Below are 17,018 nucleotides of genomic sequence, written 5' to 3'. Positions count from 1 at the left end.
GGGCGCTATCGAAGGCTGAGTGGGGAGCGTTGCGTCGTCGATAAGCGCAAGTTCGGCAATCATGCTGAGCTGGTCCACCGGAGATGCCGATAGCCGGAAAAACCGGTTAACTCGAGCTCCCCCTGGGCCGGTAAGGCCGCCGATAGCCGGAAAAACCGGCTAACTCGAGCTCCGCCGGGCCGCAAAGGCCGCCGATAGCCGGAAAAACCGGCTAACTCGAGCTCCGCCGGGCCGCAAAGGCCGCCGATAGCCGGAAAAACCGGCTAACTCGAGCCCCGCCGGGCCGCAAAGGCCGCCGATAGCCGGAAAAACCGGCTAACTCGAGCCCCGCCGGGCCGTCGAACCCGCCATTTGCCGATACGGACTCAACCGCCGCCCTCGTTGCGGCTCCGAAGCTCCTTGCGCTCGGACCGCTCCCAGTTATGGAGCATCGGATACGGATCGAACGCCCATTCCACCAAGCCTCGGTCCCGGTATACGCCGTAGTGCAGATGCGGCGGGAATTTGCCCTGCGTGCCCGGTCTTCCGTAACCCGAGCTGCCGACCCAACCGATCACGCGGCCGGGCTCCACGACATCTCCGGTTTTGATGCTTTTATCGAAACCGGACAGGTGCGCGTAGTAGTGGTACAGGTTGTCGATGTCCCTGATTCCGATACGCCAGCCGCCGAATTTGTTCCAGCCCTTGACCTCTACTACGCCATAGCTGGTACTGCGCACGGGTACGCCTTGGCCGGCGAAAATGTCCGTTCCCTCGTGGATTCTCACGCCGCCCCAGCCGCGCCGGTTGCCCCAGGTGCTGCGGTAGGAGTAGACGCTGTTCAGCGGCAGCGGAAATACATGCTTGGACAGGTCCAGCGTGCCGAACGCTGAGTAGATCTTGTCGAACTGCTGCACTCTTTGCACGGCTCTCGAGCTTTGGTAGTACGTCCACAGCCCGATCGCCACATGGTCGGCGCCCGGTCCCTGCATCATCGTTTGCCGAACGACTGAATAAAGTCTGTCGACGTCGTTATTTGGGTCGGCCTTGCCGTCGCCGGACCCGTCGCGGCCGATGCCGCCGAATACCGCGATCGAGAGCGGCGAGCGGTCCTCCTGATTCGGATTGAGCGCGCCGGCCCATCGCTCGGGCGAGACGTAAGCCCCGCTGACCGACTGCTCGCCGAGCGGACGCTCCTTGGGCCGGAGCCGCGTCATCGAGCGCTCGTATTGGTCGACGGCCGCCACCTTTTGCCAGGTCAATCCCGCGATCGCCGCGACGTGGTCGTAGAGCTCGCGCCGCGCCTTGTATTCGCCCCCCGGCTCTTGACCGTAAACATGAGATGCCAACGCAAAGCCCAAGGCAGATGCTGCCGCCACCCGCAGCGGATGCCGCAGGCAGCTCGCCTGCCGTCTTAGCCGTTCTAACATGACGCCACCTCGCATCGACTCCCCTTTCCCAAGTATCCGTAGCCTTTGCAGAACGTTGGTTTTTATGTGAATCATGCTATAATAAAGGACAGAAAGCGGGGGGAATGGCATGAAGAACGGCGAGAAGACGCCGAAGCCCGACTGGCTGCGCATCAAGCTGACGACCGGCGACAATTATCAGGAAATCAAGCAGATGATGAGGACCAAGACCCTCCACACGGTCTGCGAAGAAGCACGGTGTCCCAATATATACGAATGCTGGGCGAACCGCACGGCAACCTTTATGATACTTGGCGATATTTGCACGAGAGCGTGCCGCTTCTGCGCGGTGAAGACGGGGCTCCCGACGGAGCTCGACTTGCAGGAACCGGAGCGGGTGGCCGAAGCCGCCGAGCAAATGAACCTGCAGCACTGCGTCGTCACCTCGGTGGCGCGGGACGACCTGAAGGACGGCGGGGCCTCGATCTTCGCGGCCACGATCAAGGCGATTCGCCGCAAGCTGCCTCTTTGCAGCGTCGAGGTGCTGATTCCGGATTTCCAGGGAGATCTCGAATCGCTGCGCATCGTGATGGATGCCAAGCCGGACATTCTGAACCACAACATCGAGACGGTAGCGCGGATGTCGAACCGCGTGCGCGCGAAGGCCAAGTATCCGCGTTCGCTCGAGCTGCTGCGCAGGGCCAAGGAGCTGGCGCCGAACATTCCGACGAAGTCCAGCATCATGCTCGGCGTAGGCGAGACCTACGAGGAAGTGCTGGCCGCGATGGACGATCTTCGCGCGAACGACGTGGACATCCTGACGCTCGGTCAGTATCTCCAGCCGAGCCCCGCGCATATGGCGATCGCGCGCTACGTCCATCCGGACGAATTCAAGCAGCTCAAGGCCGAAGGCCTGGCGCGCGGCTTCTCGCACGTGGAGTCCGCGCCGCTCGTGCGCAGCTCCTATCATGCGCATTCGCAGGTGAAGTCCGCGGCGGCGACCGCGTCCGCCGCTCAAGCGGCGCCTGATACCGTACCTGCTACGGCGGCATCGGGCGGCTGACGGCGATCGCGCCGACGGCCATGAATACCTTATTCGCGCGCGGCCCCCTGCGGCCGGTGCACGGGAGACGGAAGGAGAGCCTTGCGTGATCTATCTGACCGGGAACAACGCTTATTCGGTTGTTCACGACCACAAGAACGGATGGAATCCCGAAGCGTTCCGGGAAAGATTCAGCGAGGTGCTGGAGCGATACGATTATATCGTCGGCGACTGGGGCTACAGCCAGCTTCGGCTGCGCGGATTTTTCCGCGAGCCGCAGCCGAAGGCGCCGAAGGAATCCGTCATTTCGCATTTGTATGAATATATACACGAATATTGCAATTTCGGCTGCGCTTACTTCGTCATCGAAAAGCTCGATCCTGCCGCCGTGCCCGAAGGCGCGGGCGTACGGCTGGAAGAGCTGCCGACCGGCGCGCCGGCCGCGGAGCAAGCCCCAGGCGACGGCGACGACGGTCAAGAGGGCGATCCGGCCGCTCAAGCGCCCGCAGCCGCGATCTCGCTGCCGTCGGGCGGCATGCTCATGCGCTGGCCGCTGAAGGAAAGGCCGGGAGGCCGGGTACCGGGCACGAGCCCGTCCGCGGTCGCGCGCGCCGTATCCGAAGGCGCGGAGCGGCGTGCAGCCGCGGCTCAGACCGCAGCCGCGAGCTCGCGCGACGAGATGTACGGGCGCGGCAGCCCCTTCGACGGCGCGCGCCAGGATCGCGGCGGCGACGGCCGTGACCGCAAGCCGGGAGGCGGCGGTTACCGCGGCGCTTCCGGCGGCGGATACGAGCGGCGGACCCAGTCCGGCGGCTACAACAAGCAAGAGCATCGCCAGCATCCCCGGGATGCCGGCGATCGCGCGTCGGCTTCCGGCGGCGAAGGCGGCGGCTATCGCGGCGGAGGCCAGCCATCCGGCGGCGCGCCGGGCGGCGGGCATCGCAGCGGCGGCGCGCCTGGCAAGTGGCAGAATAACAAAAACCGGCGCCGCGGGCCGCAAGGCGGGGGCCAGCCGGGAGGAACGCTGCCGGGCGGCGGGAATGCGCAGCAGAGGTATTCCTCCGGCGGCGGACAGCAGCAGGGCCAGCCCTCCGGCAAGCCGCGGCACGACGGAGGCCATCGGACTGAGCAAAGCCAGCGCGGCGAGCGGCCCGATCATGGCCAGCGGTCCGAACGGGGCGATCGTTTCGACCACGGTCCGCGTCCTGAACGGGCCGATCACGGCCAGCGGCCGGAACGTCCGAACGGCGGCGCCTCCCGTTCCGGCGGCGGACCGCGTACCGATGGCGGGAGCAGACCCGAACGGGGCGCTCCGGCAGGCGAGTAAGCAAGTTTGAAATGCACGACCGGCAGGGCGGCGATAGACTGCAGCCCTTCCGGTCTTTTTTTGGCATTTCAGCCACGAAAAAGCCCGCTGCCTCCGCATCGCACCGGGGTGCAGCAGCGGGGACGGCGGGCAGCGGGAGCGCCAGCCTTACTTGGTTTCCTCTTTTTCGTCCAAGCCGGTGAACTTTTTGCGCGGGAAGTCCTGGCTCACGATTTCCTTCGGCGATCCGATGAACGCGTTGCGGACCCGATTCCAGAACGGATGCGGCCGGTAACGGGCGAAGTGGATCTTCTGCTCCGCGACCGTGCAAATAATCGAGCGAACGCCTTGAAAACGCAAGGTCAAATGATCGACGAGCAGCGAGAGATCGTCGGACGGATCGGTCACGATATCGCAATGATGATGCTTCGGGAGGATGACGGACGACCCGAGCGTACGGTAAATCCGGTTGTTGATGGACGCCAGCTCCGCGATCTGCAGCGCCTCGAGCGACGGGTGGAGGATGGCGCCGTGCACGCTCTTGTTGTACCCCGTACTCCCCGAAGGCGTAGAGACGACGATGCCGTCCCCGCGGAACATCTCGAAAGGCTCGTCGTTAATGTTAAGCTGTGCGACCAGCGTGCCGCCGGGCCGTTTGAGCGTAAATTCGTTCAGGGCGAGATACGACTTGGTCTCCGTATCCGTGACGACCTGAATGTGCAGCAGCGGATAGCTGACTTTCTGCGGCTCGGTGGACGCGATCAGCGTGACCAGTTCCTCGAGCTCGTTTTTTTTCCAATCGGCGTAAAATCCCAGGTGGCCCGTGTGCACGCCGACGAAAGCCACGTCCTCGACGCGGTCCGCGAAGGAATGAAAGGCTTGCAGCAGCGTCCCGTCGCCTCCGATCGAGACGATCAGATCCGGACTGCCGGGGTTTGACGTCAGCCCGCGTTCGCGCGCGAGCTTGTGGAACGACTCCGCGAGTTCGCGGGACAGCGAATCGCCCCGGTCGAGCAGCGCATACTTCAATGGAATGCTCCTTCCCAGCTTAAGCGCTCAATCGTTGTCTGACATAGATGATAAACAATATCCGCGCTTAAGACAATGTCGGCGCGGCGCTCAGGCCGCATAGAGCCAGGGCCAGAGCAAGTAGACGAGCGCGACGCTGATCCCTGCGTGCAGCAGCCGCGCGCGCGCGAAGGGACCGTACCGCCAGCCGGTGCGTCCCATGAGTCCCGCGACCTGCGCGTGCACGGACAGGCCGGCCCAGGCCAGGACGAACGAAGCGACCGCGACGCGGTCGATCAACGCGGCGGGGATGCCGCCCGGACCGGCTCCGGCTGCCGACGCAGCGTTGCCCAGCGTCACCTCGAACGCGCCTTGCACGAAGGCCCCGGCGAGACCGGGCTCGAGGCCCACGGTCTGAAGGACGAGGACGATCGCGTGCTTGAGCGGCAGCAGCAGTCCGCTGTGCAGGAGCAGCTGGAGCGTGGCCGAGAAGCAGACGACCAGTCCGCCGACGACGATCATGAGGGCCAGCGAGGATTTGACGGCCTGGTTCAGCACGATGCCGAACGGCCGTCCGTCCGCCATGCGCGCTTCGTGCATCGCGAGGATCGCCTGTTTGACTCTGCCGATTCCAAGCCTTGATGCGCGGAGCCCGGTTTCATCGCGTAAAGCAGGATTATCAGGAGCCTGCCTTGACCGCTCCTCCGGTTCGGGCTCGTCCTTGCGCCACCGCAGCAGCAGCCCGAGCAGCATCGCACCCCCGTAATGCGCCGCGGCCAGCACCGGCACGATGTCGAGCCGTCCGAAAAATCCGAGGCAGACGGCGCCGATGAGGAAAATCGGATCGCTGGTCGTCGTCATCGCGACCAATCGCTCGCCTTCGCCTCGGCTGAGCAGATTTTGCTCCATAAGCCGGGACGTCAGGCGGGCGCCGATCGGATAGCCGGCCCCGAAGCTCAGCGCCAGCACGAAGCCGCCGGCCCCGGGAATGCGGAACAGCGGACGCATGAGCGGATCGAGCAGCGCGGCGGCCAGATGGACAATGCCGAATCCGAGCAAGACCTCGGACAGGACGAAGAAGGGAAACAGGGCGGGAAAAAGCACTTCCCACCAGACGGACAAGCCCTTGAGCGAGGCTTCGAGCGCGACGCCGGGCATGAGCAGGACGAGCAGCCCGATGAGCAGGACGCATGCGCCCGCCCCGGTCACCGCAGCCAGCCGCAGCCCTCTCCGGACGAAGCCGGCACTGCCTTTTCGCGACAAGATGAAGTCGGACACAAGCGCACTTCCTTCCCTGGACCAAGCTACTCTCTTGTCCGAGTATATGCGCGGCCTGCCGGAAAATTTCAAAGTCGGCGCCATGCGTTTGCCGAATCCCGGTTGCTTAACGGGAGCCGCTGCTATATATTGCAAGCATGGGTTTGTCAAAGCAGATTGCCGCGCAAGCTTTTCGTGAACGAAACGACAGCAAGGAGGGGCGCGATAAATGAGCAGCGCGAAAGCAGAATCGAGGCTTTATCGGGGAGATTGCCCCGTCATTCCGTACTTCGAGGCGCTGTCCGCCATCCCGCGGAGTTCGGGCCACGAAAAAGCCGCCAGCGACTACGTGGCAGCATTCGCGAGGGAGCGCGGATATGAAACCGTCCAGGACGCCTCGTTGAATCTCGTCATTCGCAAGCCTGCCTCGCAAGGTTACGAAAAGGCGCCGCCGGTCATCGTGCAGGGTCATCTGGACATGGTCGGGGAAAAAACGAAGGGGTCTCGCACGACTTCCTGCGCGATCCGATCCGGCTGCGATTGGACGGCGACTTCATGTCGGCCGAAGGTACCACCCTTGGCGGGGACAACGGTCTGGGCGTCGCCTTCGCGATGGCGCTGCTCGATGCCCGCGATGCCGCGCATCCCGCGCTCGAGATCGTGCTGACGACGGAGGAAGAGACGTCGATGAAAGGCGCGAGAAAGCTCGATCCCGGCCTGCTGCAAGGTCGAATGATGATCAACCTGGATTCCGACCGCGAGGGCATCCTCTACGTCAGCAGCGCCGGCGGGGCGCGGGCTTACCACACGCTGCCCGTCGCTTGGACGGATGCGGCCGGGGCCGGGCGCCCGGGTCGGCTGCGCGTATTCGGCCTCGTCGGCGGTCATTCGGGCGACGATATCGTCCACGAGCGCGCCAACGCCTGCGAACTGCTCGGGCGGGTGCTCGACGGCTTGCGCAAGCGGCTGCCGTACGCGATCGCGGACGTGCGGGGCGGCTTGGCGTCCAATGCGATCCCGCGGGAGGCCGAAGCGTCCTTATTCGTGCCGGAGGCGCAATTCGGGGAGGCCGAAGAGGAAGTGCGGGAATGGGAAGCAAAGTTCAGAACGGAGTATGCGGTATCCGACCCTGGCGTGAGCGTTTCTTTCGAAGCGAACGATGCCGGCGAGGTTAAGGCGAACGGGGTTGCGGGCATATTTTCCGAAGCGTCGAAAAGCAGGCTCGTCGATTCGCTGCTGCTTATCCCGAACGGCGTCCTCCGAATGGACAAAGCGATCCCTGGATTGCCGCGCACGTCGACCAACGTCGGGATCGTAAAATTGACCGAAGAGGGCGTGCGCTTCGAGAGCCTGGTGAGAAGTTCGCTCAGATCGGAGCTCGAAGCGGCCATGAGCCGGATGGAGGCGCTTGCCCGCATACTAGGCTGCGGCTTCGAGGCGGGAGATTACTACCCGGGCTGGCCCTACCGGATGTCGTCCCGGCTGCGCGACGTTTTTGTCGACGTTTATAGGCGCGAATGCGGGAAGCCGATGGAGGTCAAGGCGGTGCACGCAGGCATCGAATGCGGGATATTCGCCGACAAGATGCCGGACCTGGATGCCGTCTCGTACGGGCCCGACCTTTACGACATCCACACGCCTGATGAGCGGTTCCGCATCTCCTCCGTCGAACGGACATGGCTATATCTGCTCCAAGTGCTGCGTGCGCTATAGGATCCATCCGAATTGAAAACGCGGAAGAGGCCTGCCCTTGCGGAGCAGGTCTCTATTGTCCGCCGCATGGCGAAAGCAGGGATTGCGTTATGTCTCACGGAAATCGCGCTGCGCTCGGGTTTTGTCCATCTGCCGGAAGAGGAGGCCATAGAATTTTAACGTTTCGCGGGTTTTGGGATTTACTGCCACCATTTCTTGCTTGAGCGATACTTAATTTTTTTTGTAAGCGATTGCAAAAAAAGTAATGTCGCTGTTACATTCGTGTGGTACAATAGAACCACGATATTGCTTCAGGGAGTGATTAACGTGGCAGGAATCGTGGCAGGTCTTCTGATGTGCGCTTTCGTATATGTCATTCGGGAGTCGCTCAGCGGTCCCGAGGAAGAGATTTAGCTCCCGGATCAACCCGTTTTCTATTTTATCCGATCGCCCGACGAGGGCGATTTTTGTTTTGTGCAAAAACGGCAAAATTAGGATAGAAGTCTTATGTCTTTGTGGTATAATAAAGGGACTTCAGGTAGTAAGTCCCGATACTTGCAAAATGAATCGGGAGGAGATTGCAACCTATGAACTACGGAAGTGTGTACGAAGCGATCGGCGGAGCGGCTACCGTCCGCAAGATGGTCGAAGGATTTTACCCGAAGGTGCTGCAGCATCCGCTGCTGGCTCCGCTATTTCCGGAAGACATCACGCCTGTCATGGACAAGCAGTACATGTTTCTGACGCAGTTTTTCGGGGGACCTACATTATATTCCGACGCCTACGGGCATCCGATGATGCGGGGCAGGCATCTGCCGTTCCCGATCACGCCCGCGAGAGCCGAGGCATGGCTGGATTGCATGCGGCGGTCGCTCGACGAGACGGAGCTGTCCGAGGAACTCAAGGCCTTCGTGCTGGAGCGGCTGTCCGGTCCGGCGCATCATTTTGTGAACACCGAAGAGTAACTGACCGTCTCGCGCGTTCGCCGGGACGCGTCCACATGGAGGGATCGGGATGGAACCCCTGTACCAGACCAAGGTTGCATGCGTATGCTGCGAAGCCGAGTTCGTGACCTCCCGTGTTAGGCCGAGCCTGAAGCGCGCGATTCGTTCGGATTCGGACTTTTGTTCTTATTTCAAATCGGTCAATCCCGATTTTTATGTCGTGCGCGTCTGCCCGTACTGCGGATTCGCCTCGACGGAAAATTCAAACCAGCGCCTCGTGGACTGGCAGCGGAACGCCTATCTCGAGCGCATCGGCAAGCATTGGAAAATGAACGACTACGGCGGGGAGCGCAGCGCGGCCGACGCGCTGGCCTGCTACAAGCTTGCGCTTCTGACGGGACAGATCATCAAGGAAAAGGATCGCGTCGTCGCCGGCATCCTGCATCATATCGCTTGGCTGTACCGGTACGAGGGCAATGCGGAGCAAGAGCGCAGATTCCTTCAGTACGCGCTTGAAGCCTATATCAAGACGTATCAGTCGGAGCGCGAGCTGATGAACAACGCCCGCCTGCTGTACCTGATCGGCGAGTTGAACCGGCGTCTCGGTCATTTTCACGAGGCGGTCAGATGGTTCAGCCGGGTCATCCACGACAAGAGCATCATGGATTCGGCGATGATTCGCGCCTCGCGCGAAGGCTGGCATGCGGTCCGCGACGAGATGTCGGGCAGGGGCGCCGAATTGCCGGAAGAGATGCAGCGGATCGGAAGCTGAGGACGGCTCAGGCGCGGAGCGGCTTGTTCGCCAGCAGGTAGTCGCTGTCGGCGTCCACGAGCTGAAGTCTCGACCGGCAGCAGGGCATTACGATCGTGCGCTTCATGAGGCCGCCGCGCAGCTGGTCGAGCTCCTCGGTTTTCAGCGGCAGGCGAACGTGGGATTGACGGCAGAACGGGCATTCGGAGGCGTATACCTCGTTCATCTGGATGTCGTAAGGCAAGCTGTTGCGAAATGGGATCATGTCTTCCCCTCTCCTCTCTGGCAATACCGTGTCCATTAACGATACAATAGATGGGACGGGCTGACAATGTCCGGGTGCCGAAGGCAATCGGTACGCCGATCGCCGGCAACGCGAGAGAGGACGGGATCATAGATGACGGACAGCTACTCCCAGATATGGGATCTGGACCAAATTTTCTCCGGGGGTTCCGAATCCCCGGAATTTGCTGCGTTCTCGGAGGCGCTCGAAAAGGAGACCGGCGCGCTCCTCGCGGAGCTTCAAGCCGCAGGCGAAGAAGAGGTTGCGAGCGATGAAGCGTTGAACGACTGGACGTCCAGGCTGCAGGACCTAATGGCCAGGCTGCGCGAAGCATTCTCCTACGTGGGCTGCCTGTCCGCGCAAAATATGGAGGACCGAAAGGCGACGGCCTGGACGGAGAAGCTACAGACGTTGTCCGCCAAGCTCGGCCAGTCGCTCGACCTGTACGATGCGGCGCTGGCCCTGGTACCGGAGGAGCGGCTCGAGGCTTGGATCGCTTCGGAGTCCGTCTCCGAAATCGCCTTCGTCGTCCGCGAACGCCGGGACTTCGTCAAAGAAAAGCTGCCGCCTGCTCTCGAGGCGCTCGCCAGCGAATTGGCCGTCGACGGCTATCACGGCTGGGGCGAGAATTACCAGACCATCGTGAGCCGGATCGCGATTCCATGGGAAGAAGACGGCGAGACCAAGACGTTGTCCGCGGGACAGGCGTTCAACAAGCTGTCGAACCCCAACCAGCGGGTTCGCGACGAGATGGGTGCCAAGTGGGAAGAGGCTTGGGCGGGACAAGCGGATCTAGCGGCGGACTCGCTGAACCGGCTTGCGGGCTTCCGCCTGAAGCTGTATCAGGCGCGCGGGTGGCAGGATCCGCTTAAGGAGCCGCTGCTCATCAACCGGATGAGCCGGGACACGCTTGAGGCGATGTGGGAGGGCGTCTCGGGCGGGATGGAGCCGCTCAAGCGCTACATGGCGGCTAAGGCCCGGCTGCTCGGCAAGGAGAGGCTCGACTGGCACGACGTGTCGGCGCCGGTAGGCGCGGAAGGCGGCGCGATCGGCTACGACGAAGCGGCCGCGCTGATCAAGGACGCCTTCGGCAGCTTCTCGCCCGCACAGGCCAAGCTTGCCGAGCGCGCGTTCGGCGGGCGCTGGATCGAGGCCGAAGACCGGGCGGGCAAGCGGCCTGGCGGCTTCTGCACCGACTTCCCTTTAACCGGTGAGACGCGTATCTTCATGACCTACTCCGGAACGCCGGACAACGTCTCGACGCTGGCTCACGAGCTGGGGCACGCCTATCACGACGTCTGCGTGGACGGCTTGCCGCAGTTCGGACGGAACTATGCGATGAACGTGGCCGAGACGGCATCCACGTTCGCCGAAGGGCTCGTGAGCGATGCGCTGCTGCGGGCGGCAGGCAGCGACGCGGAGCGGCTCTCGCTGCTCGACGAGCGGCTGCAGCGGGCTTCGGCGTTCTGCAACAACATTAGAGCGAGGTTCCTGTTCGAGACGAGGTTTTACGAAGCGCGCAAGAGCGGAATGCTCGATGTCCAGGCGCTGAACGAGCTGATGGTGGCGGCGCAAAAAGAAGCGTTCGGGGATGCGCTGGCTTCCTGGCACCCGCACTTCTGGGCGGCCAAGCTGCACTTTTATGCGACGGACGTGCCGTTTTACAATTTCCCATACACATTCGGGTACTTGTTCAGCACGGGCATCGCGGCCGTGGCCGAGGCCGAAGGTCCGGGCTTTCACGAACGCTACGATCGGCTGCTGCGGGATACCGGCCTGATGACCGTCGAGGAACTCGGCCGGAGGCATCTGGGCGTCGAGCTCGACAAGCCGGCGTTCTGGCAAGCTGCCGTGAGCCGCGCGACGGCTGACGTCCATGCGTTCGAAGCGCTTTGCGGGCGTTAAACGTTCAAGGGTAGCGAGATATATTTTGGAAGAGAGCGGAAGAACCGCACACATGAGGTGTGCGGTTCTTTGCGTTGTACGCCCAGCATGGGCGTCATCTTTAGGGTGAAAGTCCCGAACGGGGGCTGGCGAGCGCCTACCGTAGCCAAGGGCAAGGGTGTCCGTCGCGAGGCGGAATCTGAAGGAAGCCGGAGGCAAATGCACGGGCCAAGGTATACGAACTGGATTCGAGGCAGGGTTAGCCGGATGAGTTGTCAACACACAACGAAATCCAAAGCCGCCAAGGGCTAACCCTGTAAACTCCAGTGGTCGCGGGCAGACAGATGGCGTTCTTATCTGGGGAGGCCTGCGGGATGAAAAAAAAAAAAAAGCGAAGTCATTTCGTAACCGCAACCGGGAGGTTGCGCTGAACCCGCAGGAGTCAGCAGAGGCCATAGTACGCAGACTGTTGCAACAGCTGCGGAAGGGCCGAACCGAAAGGAGAGAGGAAACCGATGCGTTCGCGCGATGAGCAACGACAGCCGAATATCCCGCAAGGGAGCTTGCTGCAAAGAGAAGCGGTGAAGCCGCAAGGGTATGCAGGAGCGCCGAGTTCATCGCCGGCACAAGTCGCCCCTTCCTCTCGCAAAGCCAGTAACGACTTGCTGGAGCGGATGCTCGAGGGCGCAAACCTGAGGGACGCGTACAAGCGAGTGGTCCAAAACGGAGGAGCGCCCGGTGTGGACGGTGTAACGGTAGCGCAGCTACAAGCTTACCTGAAAACGCACTGGGAGTCGGTGAAGACCGAACTCCTCGCGGGAACCTACAGACCTGCGCCCGTCAGACGGGTGGAAATCCCCAAACCCGGAGGCGGCGTACGGCTGCTTGGCATCCCGACCGTGATGGACCGACTGCTACAGCAAGCGCTTCTGCAAGTGATGAATCCGATTTTCGATGCCGAATTCTCTCCAAGCAGCTACGGCTTTCGGCCAGGCAAGCGTGCGCACGATGCGGTGCGGCAGGCTCAATCCTACATCCAGAGCGGACTGCGCTGGGTCGTAGACATGGACCTGGAGAAGTTCTTTGACCGGGTGAACCACGACATGCTCATGGCCAGAGTGGCACGTAAGGTGACGGACCAACGCGTCCTGAAGCTGGTTCGCGCCTATCTGAATGCCGGCGTCATGGAGAACGGGGTTTGCCAGCGAACGGAGGAAGGGACGCCGCAAGGCGGACCGCTTAGTCCACTACTGGCAAACATCCTGTTGGACGACCTGGACAAGGAGTTAACGCGCAGAGGACTGCACTTCGTCCGCTATGCGGACGATTGCAACATCTTCGTAGCCAGCAAACGCGCCGGAGAACGCGTCATGGGGTCGGTGGTTCGCTTTGTAGAAGGAAAGCTAAGACTGAAAGTGAACCGGGAAAAGAGTGCGGTAGCCAGACCGCGGGAGCGAAAGTTTCTAGGATTTAGCTTCATGAACAACCGGCAAGCGACGATTCGATTGGCACCAAAGACGATTTCTCGGTTCAAGGACAAGGTCCGGGAACTGACGAACCGTACGAAGTCTATGCCAATGGAGGAACGGATAAACCGGCTAAACCGCTATACGATGGGGTGGCTGGGCTACTTCCGGATGGCTGCTGCGAAGAAACACCTCGAGCAATTCGATGGCTGGATTCGTAGACGGCTGCGCATGTGCCTGTGGAAGCAATGGAAGCGAGTGCGAACGCGCATCCGCGAACTAAGAGCGCTGAATGTACGGGAGTGGGCCTGTTATGTCATGGCCAACTCCCGGCGCGGCCCTTGGGAAATGTCCCGGAACATAAACAACGCCCTTCCGACCTCCTACTGGGAGGCAAAAGGGCTGAAAAGTCTGCTTACTCGTTACAAGGAGCCTTGTTAACCTTTTGGAACCGCCGTATGCGGACCCGCATGTACGGTGGTGTGAGAGGACGGAGGCTAGCCGCCTCCTCCTACTCGATTTTCGGGGACTGGGCGCAGCCTGAAAATTGTTGAAAAGTAACAGAAAGTGAAAAAAAATAAATGATTTAGTCGAATTTTCTAAATTTATTGTTGAAATAATTAATATACCTACCCTATAATGATTCATAAGTCGTAGGTAATGCCTGGCGACAATGGGGAGTATCTCCCAGATAAAAGGAGGAGAATTATGACTTATGAGTTTGAAGTCCCGCTAGCCAGGCAGGTGGATATGGCATTTCGGCAAATGGAAGGCGAGTTGAAGGGCATGACGGCCGGGACGATCGTCCTGCAAGTGCGCAATGATACCGTTGGAAAATTCGGCATTCGCCATTTGCCGGTCGATCTGGCGGAACGCAGGACGACGGGGGATGCTAAGCCGGAAGGCTTGACGGATGGCTCGATCGGCGAGCTGCGGAAAGCGGCGGTGGAGTCGATCAAGCGCAAAACGAGCTGGACACATGGGGAAGTTACATATGATTTTGGAATCAAGCACGGCAAGTTATACTTAAGCGTGACGTTCGAATCGAACTACAATATGGCAAACGTTTTATTTCATGTGAACAACAGGAAATTGGGCAAGCGCGATAGATCCGGCGAGCATTGAGCGAGGGTTCGTAAGAGAAGAGGCAGGCGCCGTCGGCGCTTGCCTCTTCTTTGTCCCGTTCGCCACGCGCATGAATGGCGTTCAATTGAGCAACCGCAGTCTTTCGGCCACGATCGAGCCGGCCAGCACGAGCGCGAAGACGAGCAGCGCGAACCGGATGACGAAGCCTTGGCGGAAGACGGACAGCATAACGGTCAAACCTTTGAGGTCGATCATCGGTCCGAAGACGAGGAAGGCCAGAATAGCGCCGGGATGGAACAAGCCGTCGAGCGGTGCTGCCACGAAGGCATCGGATGTGGAGCAAAGAGAGAGCAGGAACGCGAAGCCCATCAGGAAAATATGCGACAACCAGCTATGGCCGGCAGCGGCCTCCAACGTCTGCGTTCGCAGCACGGTCTGAACGAGTGCGGTCAACGCGGCTCCGATCAACAAATACTTCCCCATGTCGCGAAGGTCGATCACGGCATGAGAGGCGATGGAAGAGACGACCGCCGACATGTGCGCGCGCCGACCTGCCGCCTCTGGAGCTTCATGCCTATGCTCATGCCCATGCTCATGCCCATGCTCATGCCCATGCTCATGCCCATGCTCATGCCCATGCTCATGCCCATGCTCATGCCCATGCTCATGCCTATGCTCATGCTCACGCCCATGCTCATGCTCATGCCCATGCCCGTGCTCATGCCCGTGCTCATGCTCATGCCCATGCTCATGCCCGTGCTCGTGCTCATGCCCATGCCCGTGCGCGCATCCGATCGGACCTGCGCCTTCCTTGAGCGGATTCCGCCGCAGGAAGAGCAGCAGGGCCGTGCCTGCGGCTAGCGCGACGGCCAAGGCGAGCAGCAAGCGGGCGATGGCCATCGACGGATCGCCGTCAAACGCGGCGACGGTGGACGCGAAGACGATCGGATTGACGACGGGGCCGGCGATGATATAGACGATGCCGATATAAGCGGGCAGCCCTTTGCGGATCAGGCGGCGGGCGACGGGGATCATGCCGCACTCGCACAGCGGGAGCGCGAGGCCGAGCAGGCTGCCGAACAGCACGCCGCCCAGCCGGCTCTTCGGCGCGGCGGCGCTGACGAGCCTGTCGCTGACGAACGTCTCGAGCGCCGCGGAGACCAGGGCGCCGAGCACGAGAAAGGGAAACGCGTCGAGCAGGACGGAAAAGAAAGAACGAAAAAAAACGGACGGCCAGTTCGGATTCAGTTTCCAAACGAGATATAGGCATCCTGCGGCAGCCGCCCAAGTCGCGCCGCGCAGCGCGGTTAAAGTCATGGCCGTGCACGCTCCTCTCCGATCGGACGCGCGCGGGTCACCGCCCGGCAAGGCCGGAGCGCCGCGTCGCCGTCAACGATTACAAATATGCGCGACTTGTCCGGTTCCAGAACAGCGAAATGACGGGCGCATGCGCGGATTGCGTCGTCGCCTTTTTAGGGCAGCCGAACCGGCGGTTGACTTCTAACGTTCCTCGCGTATAATGGACGATAACATACGAGGCGATGATGAGAACAAGTAAGCGTGGCAAGGAACTTCAGAGAGCCGGTGGCTGCTGCGAACCGGCGTTCCTCCAAGGCCGAATGGATCTCGGAGCCGACTGGGCAACGAATCTTTTGCGTCTTTCAGGCCATAGGCCCGCTTGACCGGCGAGGTTCCCATCCAGTCCGTCCGTTCCCCGTTACCGGAACCTAAGGCTTGCGTCGGGCGTCCGTCTTCCATGGGCGGCATGCGATCGGCGAGAGCGAATTAAGGGTGGCACCACGACTTCTTCGTCCCTTTGGCGGAGAGGTCTTTTTTGCGTTCACCGCGAGCTTGCCCGCAAGCGCGCATATCCCTGCGAACCGAAGGAGCAATGAACAATGAGCGAAGCAAACGGACAAAAGCGCGTCCTCTCCGGCATCCAGCCGAGCGGACAGCTGACGCTTGGCAATTACATCGGCGCGATGAAAAATTATGTATCCCTGCAGCACGAATGCGACAGCTACTTTATGATCGTGGATCTGCACGCGATCACGGTGCCGCAAGAGCCGGCGGCGCTGCGCGAGAATACCGAATCGGTGGCGGCTCTCTATCTGGCGGCGGGTATCGATCCGGCCAAGGCGGCCGTGTTCGTGCAATCCCACGTGCATGAGCACGCGGAGCTGGGCTGGATGATGACGACGCTCTCCTACATGGGCGAACTGGAGCGGATGACTCAATTTAAGGATAAGTCGGCGGGCAAAGAGGCGGTTGGCGCGGGATTGTTCGTGTACCCGTCCCTGATGGTCGCGGACATTCTTTTATACAAAGCGGACCTGGTACCCGTTGGCGACGACCAAAAACAGCATCTGGAGCTGACGCGCGATCTCGCGGGCCGCTTCAACCATCGCTTCGGCGAGACGCTGGTCGTCCCCGAGCCGTTCATACCAAAGGTGGGGGCGCGCATCATGTCGCTCGACGACGCCTCCAAGAAGATGAGCAAGAGCAATCCGAACGCGGGCAGCTACATCGCGCTGCTCGATCCGCCGGACGTCATCCGCAAGAAGCTGTCGCGCGCCAAGACCGACCTCGGCCGCGAGGTCGCATACGACCCGCAGAACAAGCCGGAGATCAGCAACCTTCTCAGCATCTACGCGAACTGCTCGGGAGAATCGATCGCGGACATTCAGAACCGTTACGAAGGCAAGGGCTACGGGGACTTCAAGAAAGATCTCGCGGAACAGGTCGTCGGCGTGCTCGAGCCGCTGCAGCGCCGCTACGCCGAGATCCGCTCTTCCGGGGAGATTCATCGCATCCTGCAGCAAGGCGCCGAACGGGCGCGCGCAGTCGCCGCGAAGACGCTTTCCGAGGTGAAGGAAGCGATGGGCTTCCTGCCGCCGCTCAAATAAGACGC

14 protein-coding genes are annotated in these 17,018 nt (G+C 61.4%); 9 read left to right on the top strand and 5 right to left on the bottom strand.

The genetic code is table 11. The features are described 5' to 3' along the window. Positions 1–365: 365 nt before the first annotated feature. Positions 366–1,409, bottom strand: a complete 1,044-nt coding sequence (locus OMP38_RS07540) for a M23 family metallopeptidase (protein WP_277564525.1) — start codon at positions 1,407–1,409, stop codon at positions 366–368. Positions 1,410–1,518: 109 nt separating this feature from the next. Between OMP38_RS07540 and lipA the strand changes: the two genes are divergently transcribed. Together lipA and OMP38_RS07530 are read left to right on the top strand one after the other, a co-directional pair. Then, complete coding sequence (lipA, locus tag OMP38_RS07535; RefSeq protein WP_277564524.1) at positions 1,519–2,451, top strand: lipoyl synthase; 933 nt, start codon at positions 1,519–1,521, stop codon at positions 2,449–2,451. A gap of 85 nt (positions 2,452–2,536) precedes the next feature. Then, positions 2,537–3,757, top strand: coding sequence for a YutD-like domain-containing protein (locus OMP38_RS07530; protein WP_277564523.1), 1,221 nt, complete (start codon positions 2,537–2,539; stop codon positions 3,755–3,757). Between the two features lie 147 nt (positions 3,758–3,904). Here OMP38_RS07530 and OMP38_RS07525 read toward each other — a convergent pair whose 3' ends face one another. Together OMP38_RS07525 and OMP38_RS07520 are read right to left on the bottom strand one after the other, a co-directional pair. Continuing rightward, positions 3,905–4,765: an NAD kinase gene (locus tag OMP38_RS07525; RefSeq protein ID WP_277564522.1), complete on the bottom strand. Its 861-nt coding sequence runs from the start codon at positions 4,763–4,765 to the stop codon at positions 3,905–3,907. A 90-nt stretch (positions 4,766–4,855) separates the two neighbouring features. Next, the gene (locus OMP38_RS07520) at positions 4,856–6,022 is read right to left on the bottom strand and encodes a nucleoside recognition domain-containing protein (RefSeq protein WP_277564521.1); all 1,167 of its coding nucleotides are present in this window, start codon (positions 6,020–6,022) and stop codon (positions 4,856–4,858) included. A gap of 519 nt (positions 6,023–6,541) precedes the next feature. Here OMP38_RS07520 and pepD point away from each other — a divergent pair. From pepD to OMP38_RS07505, 3 genes are all read left to right on the top strand, one after another. Beyond that, entirely contained in the window at positions 6,542–7,714 is a 1,173-nt protein-coding gene (pepD, locus tag OMP38_RS07515) for a beta-Ala-His dipeptidase (protein ID WP_277564520.1), read from the top strand. Between the two features lie 566 nt (positions 7,715–8,280). After that, positions 8,281–8,658, top strand: a complete 378-nt coding sequence (locus tag OMP38_RS07510) for a globin domain-containing protein (protein ID WP_090110702.1) — start codon at positions 8,281–8,283, stop codon at positions 8,656–8,658. Positions 8,659–8,701: 43 nt separating this feature from the next. Continuing rightward, entirely contained in the window at positions 8,702–9,409 is a 708-nt protein-coding gene (locus OMP38_RS07505; RefSeq protein WP_277565203.1) for a DUF2225 domain-containing protein, read from the top strand. A gap of 7 nt (positions 9,410–9,416) precedes the next feature. On the opposite strand, the gene OMP38_RS07500 is transcribed toward OMP38_RS07505, so the two are convergent. Next, positions 9,417–9,653 carry a hypothetical protein gene (locus tag OMP38_RS07500; protein ID WP_277564519.1) on the bottom strand — a complete coding sequence of 79 codons (237 nt, stop codon included), beginning with the start codon at positions 9,651–9,653 and terminating at the stop codon, positions 9,417–9,419. A 132-nt stretch (positions 9,654–9,785) separates the two neighbouring features. Between OMP38_RS07500 and OMP38_RS07495 the strand changes: the two genes are divergently transcribed. The 3 genes from OMP38_RS07495 (at position 9,786) to OMP38_RS07485 (ending at position 14,146) form a co-directional block, all read left to right on the top strand. Next, positions 9,786–11,576, top strand: coding sequence for a M3 family oligoendopeptidase (locus OMP38_RS07495; RefSeq protein WP_277564518.1), 1,791 nt, complete (start codon positions 9,786–9,788; stop codon positions 11,574–11,576). A gap of 494 nt (positions 11,577–12,070) precedes the next feature. Beyond that, complete coding sequence (gene ltrA, locus OMP38_RS07490) at positions 12,071–13,462, top strand: group II intron reverse transcriptase/maturase (RefSeq protein ID WP_277564517.1); 1,392 nt, start codon at positions 12,071–12,073, stop codon at positions 13,460–13,462. 267 nt (positions 13,463–13,729) lie between these two features. Then, the gene (locus tag OMP38_RS07485; RefSeq protein WP_277564516.1) at positions 13,730–14,146 is read left to right on the top strand and encodes an O-methyltransferase; all 417 of its coding nucleotides are present in this window, start codon (positions 13,730–13,732) and stop codon (positions 14,144–14,146) included. Positions 14,147–14,227: 81 nt separating this feature from the next. On the opposite strand, the gene OMP38_RS07480 is transcribed toward OMP38_RS07485, so the two are convergent. Further along, positions 14,228–15,424, bottom strand: coding sequence for a permease (locus OMP38_RS07480; protein ID WP_277564515.1), 1,197 nt, complete (start codon positions 15,422–15,424; stop codon positions 14,228–14,230). Between the two features lie 581 nt (positions 15,425–16,005). Here OMP38_RS07480 and trpS point away from each other — a divergent pair. Beyond that, positions 16,006–17,013: a tryptophan--tRNA ligase gene (trpS, locus tag OMP38_RS07475; RefSeq protein WP_277564514.1), complete on the top strand. Its 1,008-nt coding sequence runs from the start codon at positions 16,006–16,008 to the stop codon at positions 17,011–17,013. Positions 17,014–17,018: the final 5 nt, after the last annotated feature.

The organism is Cohnella ginsengisoli, assembly GCF_029525555.1.
Classification (GTDB): domain Bacteria; phylum Bacillota; class Bacilli; order Paenibacillales; family Paenibacillaceae; genus Cohnella; species Cohnella ginsengisoli.
The sequence above is the reverse complement of the archived record's forward strand: the minus strand, read 5'-3'. Positions and strand labels throughout refer to the sequence as shown.

What these genes read in the sequence shown, in the direction of transcription:
- OMP38_RS07480 (WP_277564515.1), bottom strand. Translation starts at nt 15,424, where the DNA reads ATGACTTTAACCGCGCTGCGCGGCGCGACTTGGGCGGCTGCCGCAGGA.
- lipA (WP_277564524.1), top strand. Translation starts at nt 1,519, where the DNA reads ATGAAGAACGGCGAGAAGACGCCGAAGCCCGACTGGCTGCGCATCAAG.
- OMP38_RS07485 (WP_277564516.1), top strand. Translation starts at nt 13,730, where the DNA reads ATGACTTATGAGTTTGAAGTCCCGCTAGCCAGGCAGGTGGATATGGCA.
- trpS (WP_277564514.1), top strand. Translation starts at nt 16,006, where the DNA reads ATGAGCGAAGCAAACGGACAAAAGCGCGTCCTCTCCGGCATCCAGCCG.
- OMP38_RS07495 (WP_277564518.1), top strand. Translation starts at nt 9,786, where the DNA reads ATGACGGACAGCTACTCCCAGATATGGGATCTGGACCAAATTTTCTCC.
- OMP38_RS07500 (WP_277564519.1), bottom strand. Translation starts at nt 9,653, where the DNA reads ATGATCCCATTTCGCAACAGCTTGCCTTACGACATCCAGATGAACGAG.
- OMP38_RS07510 (WP_090110702.1), top strand. Translation starts at nt 8,281, where the DNA reads ATGAACTACGGAAGTGTGTACGAAGCGATCGGCGGAGCGGCTACCGTC.
- ltrA (WP_277564517.1), top strand. Translation starts at nt 12,071, where the DNA reads ATGCGTTCGCGCGATGAGCAACGACAGCCGAATATCCCGCAAGGGAGC.
- OMP38_RS07540 (WP_277564525.1), bottom strand. Translation starts at nt 1,409, where the DNA reads ATGTTAGAACGGCTAAGACGGCAGGCGAGCTGCCTGCGGCATCCGCTG.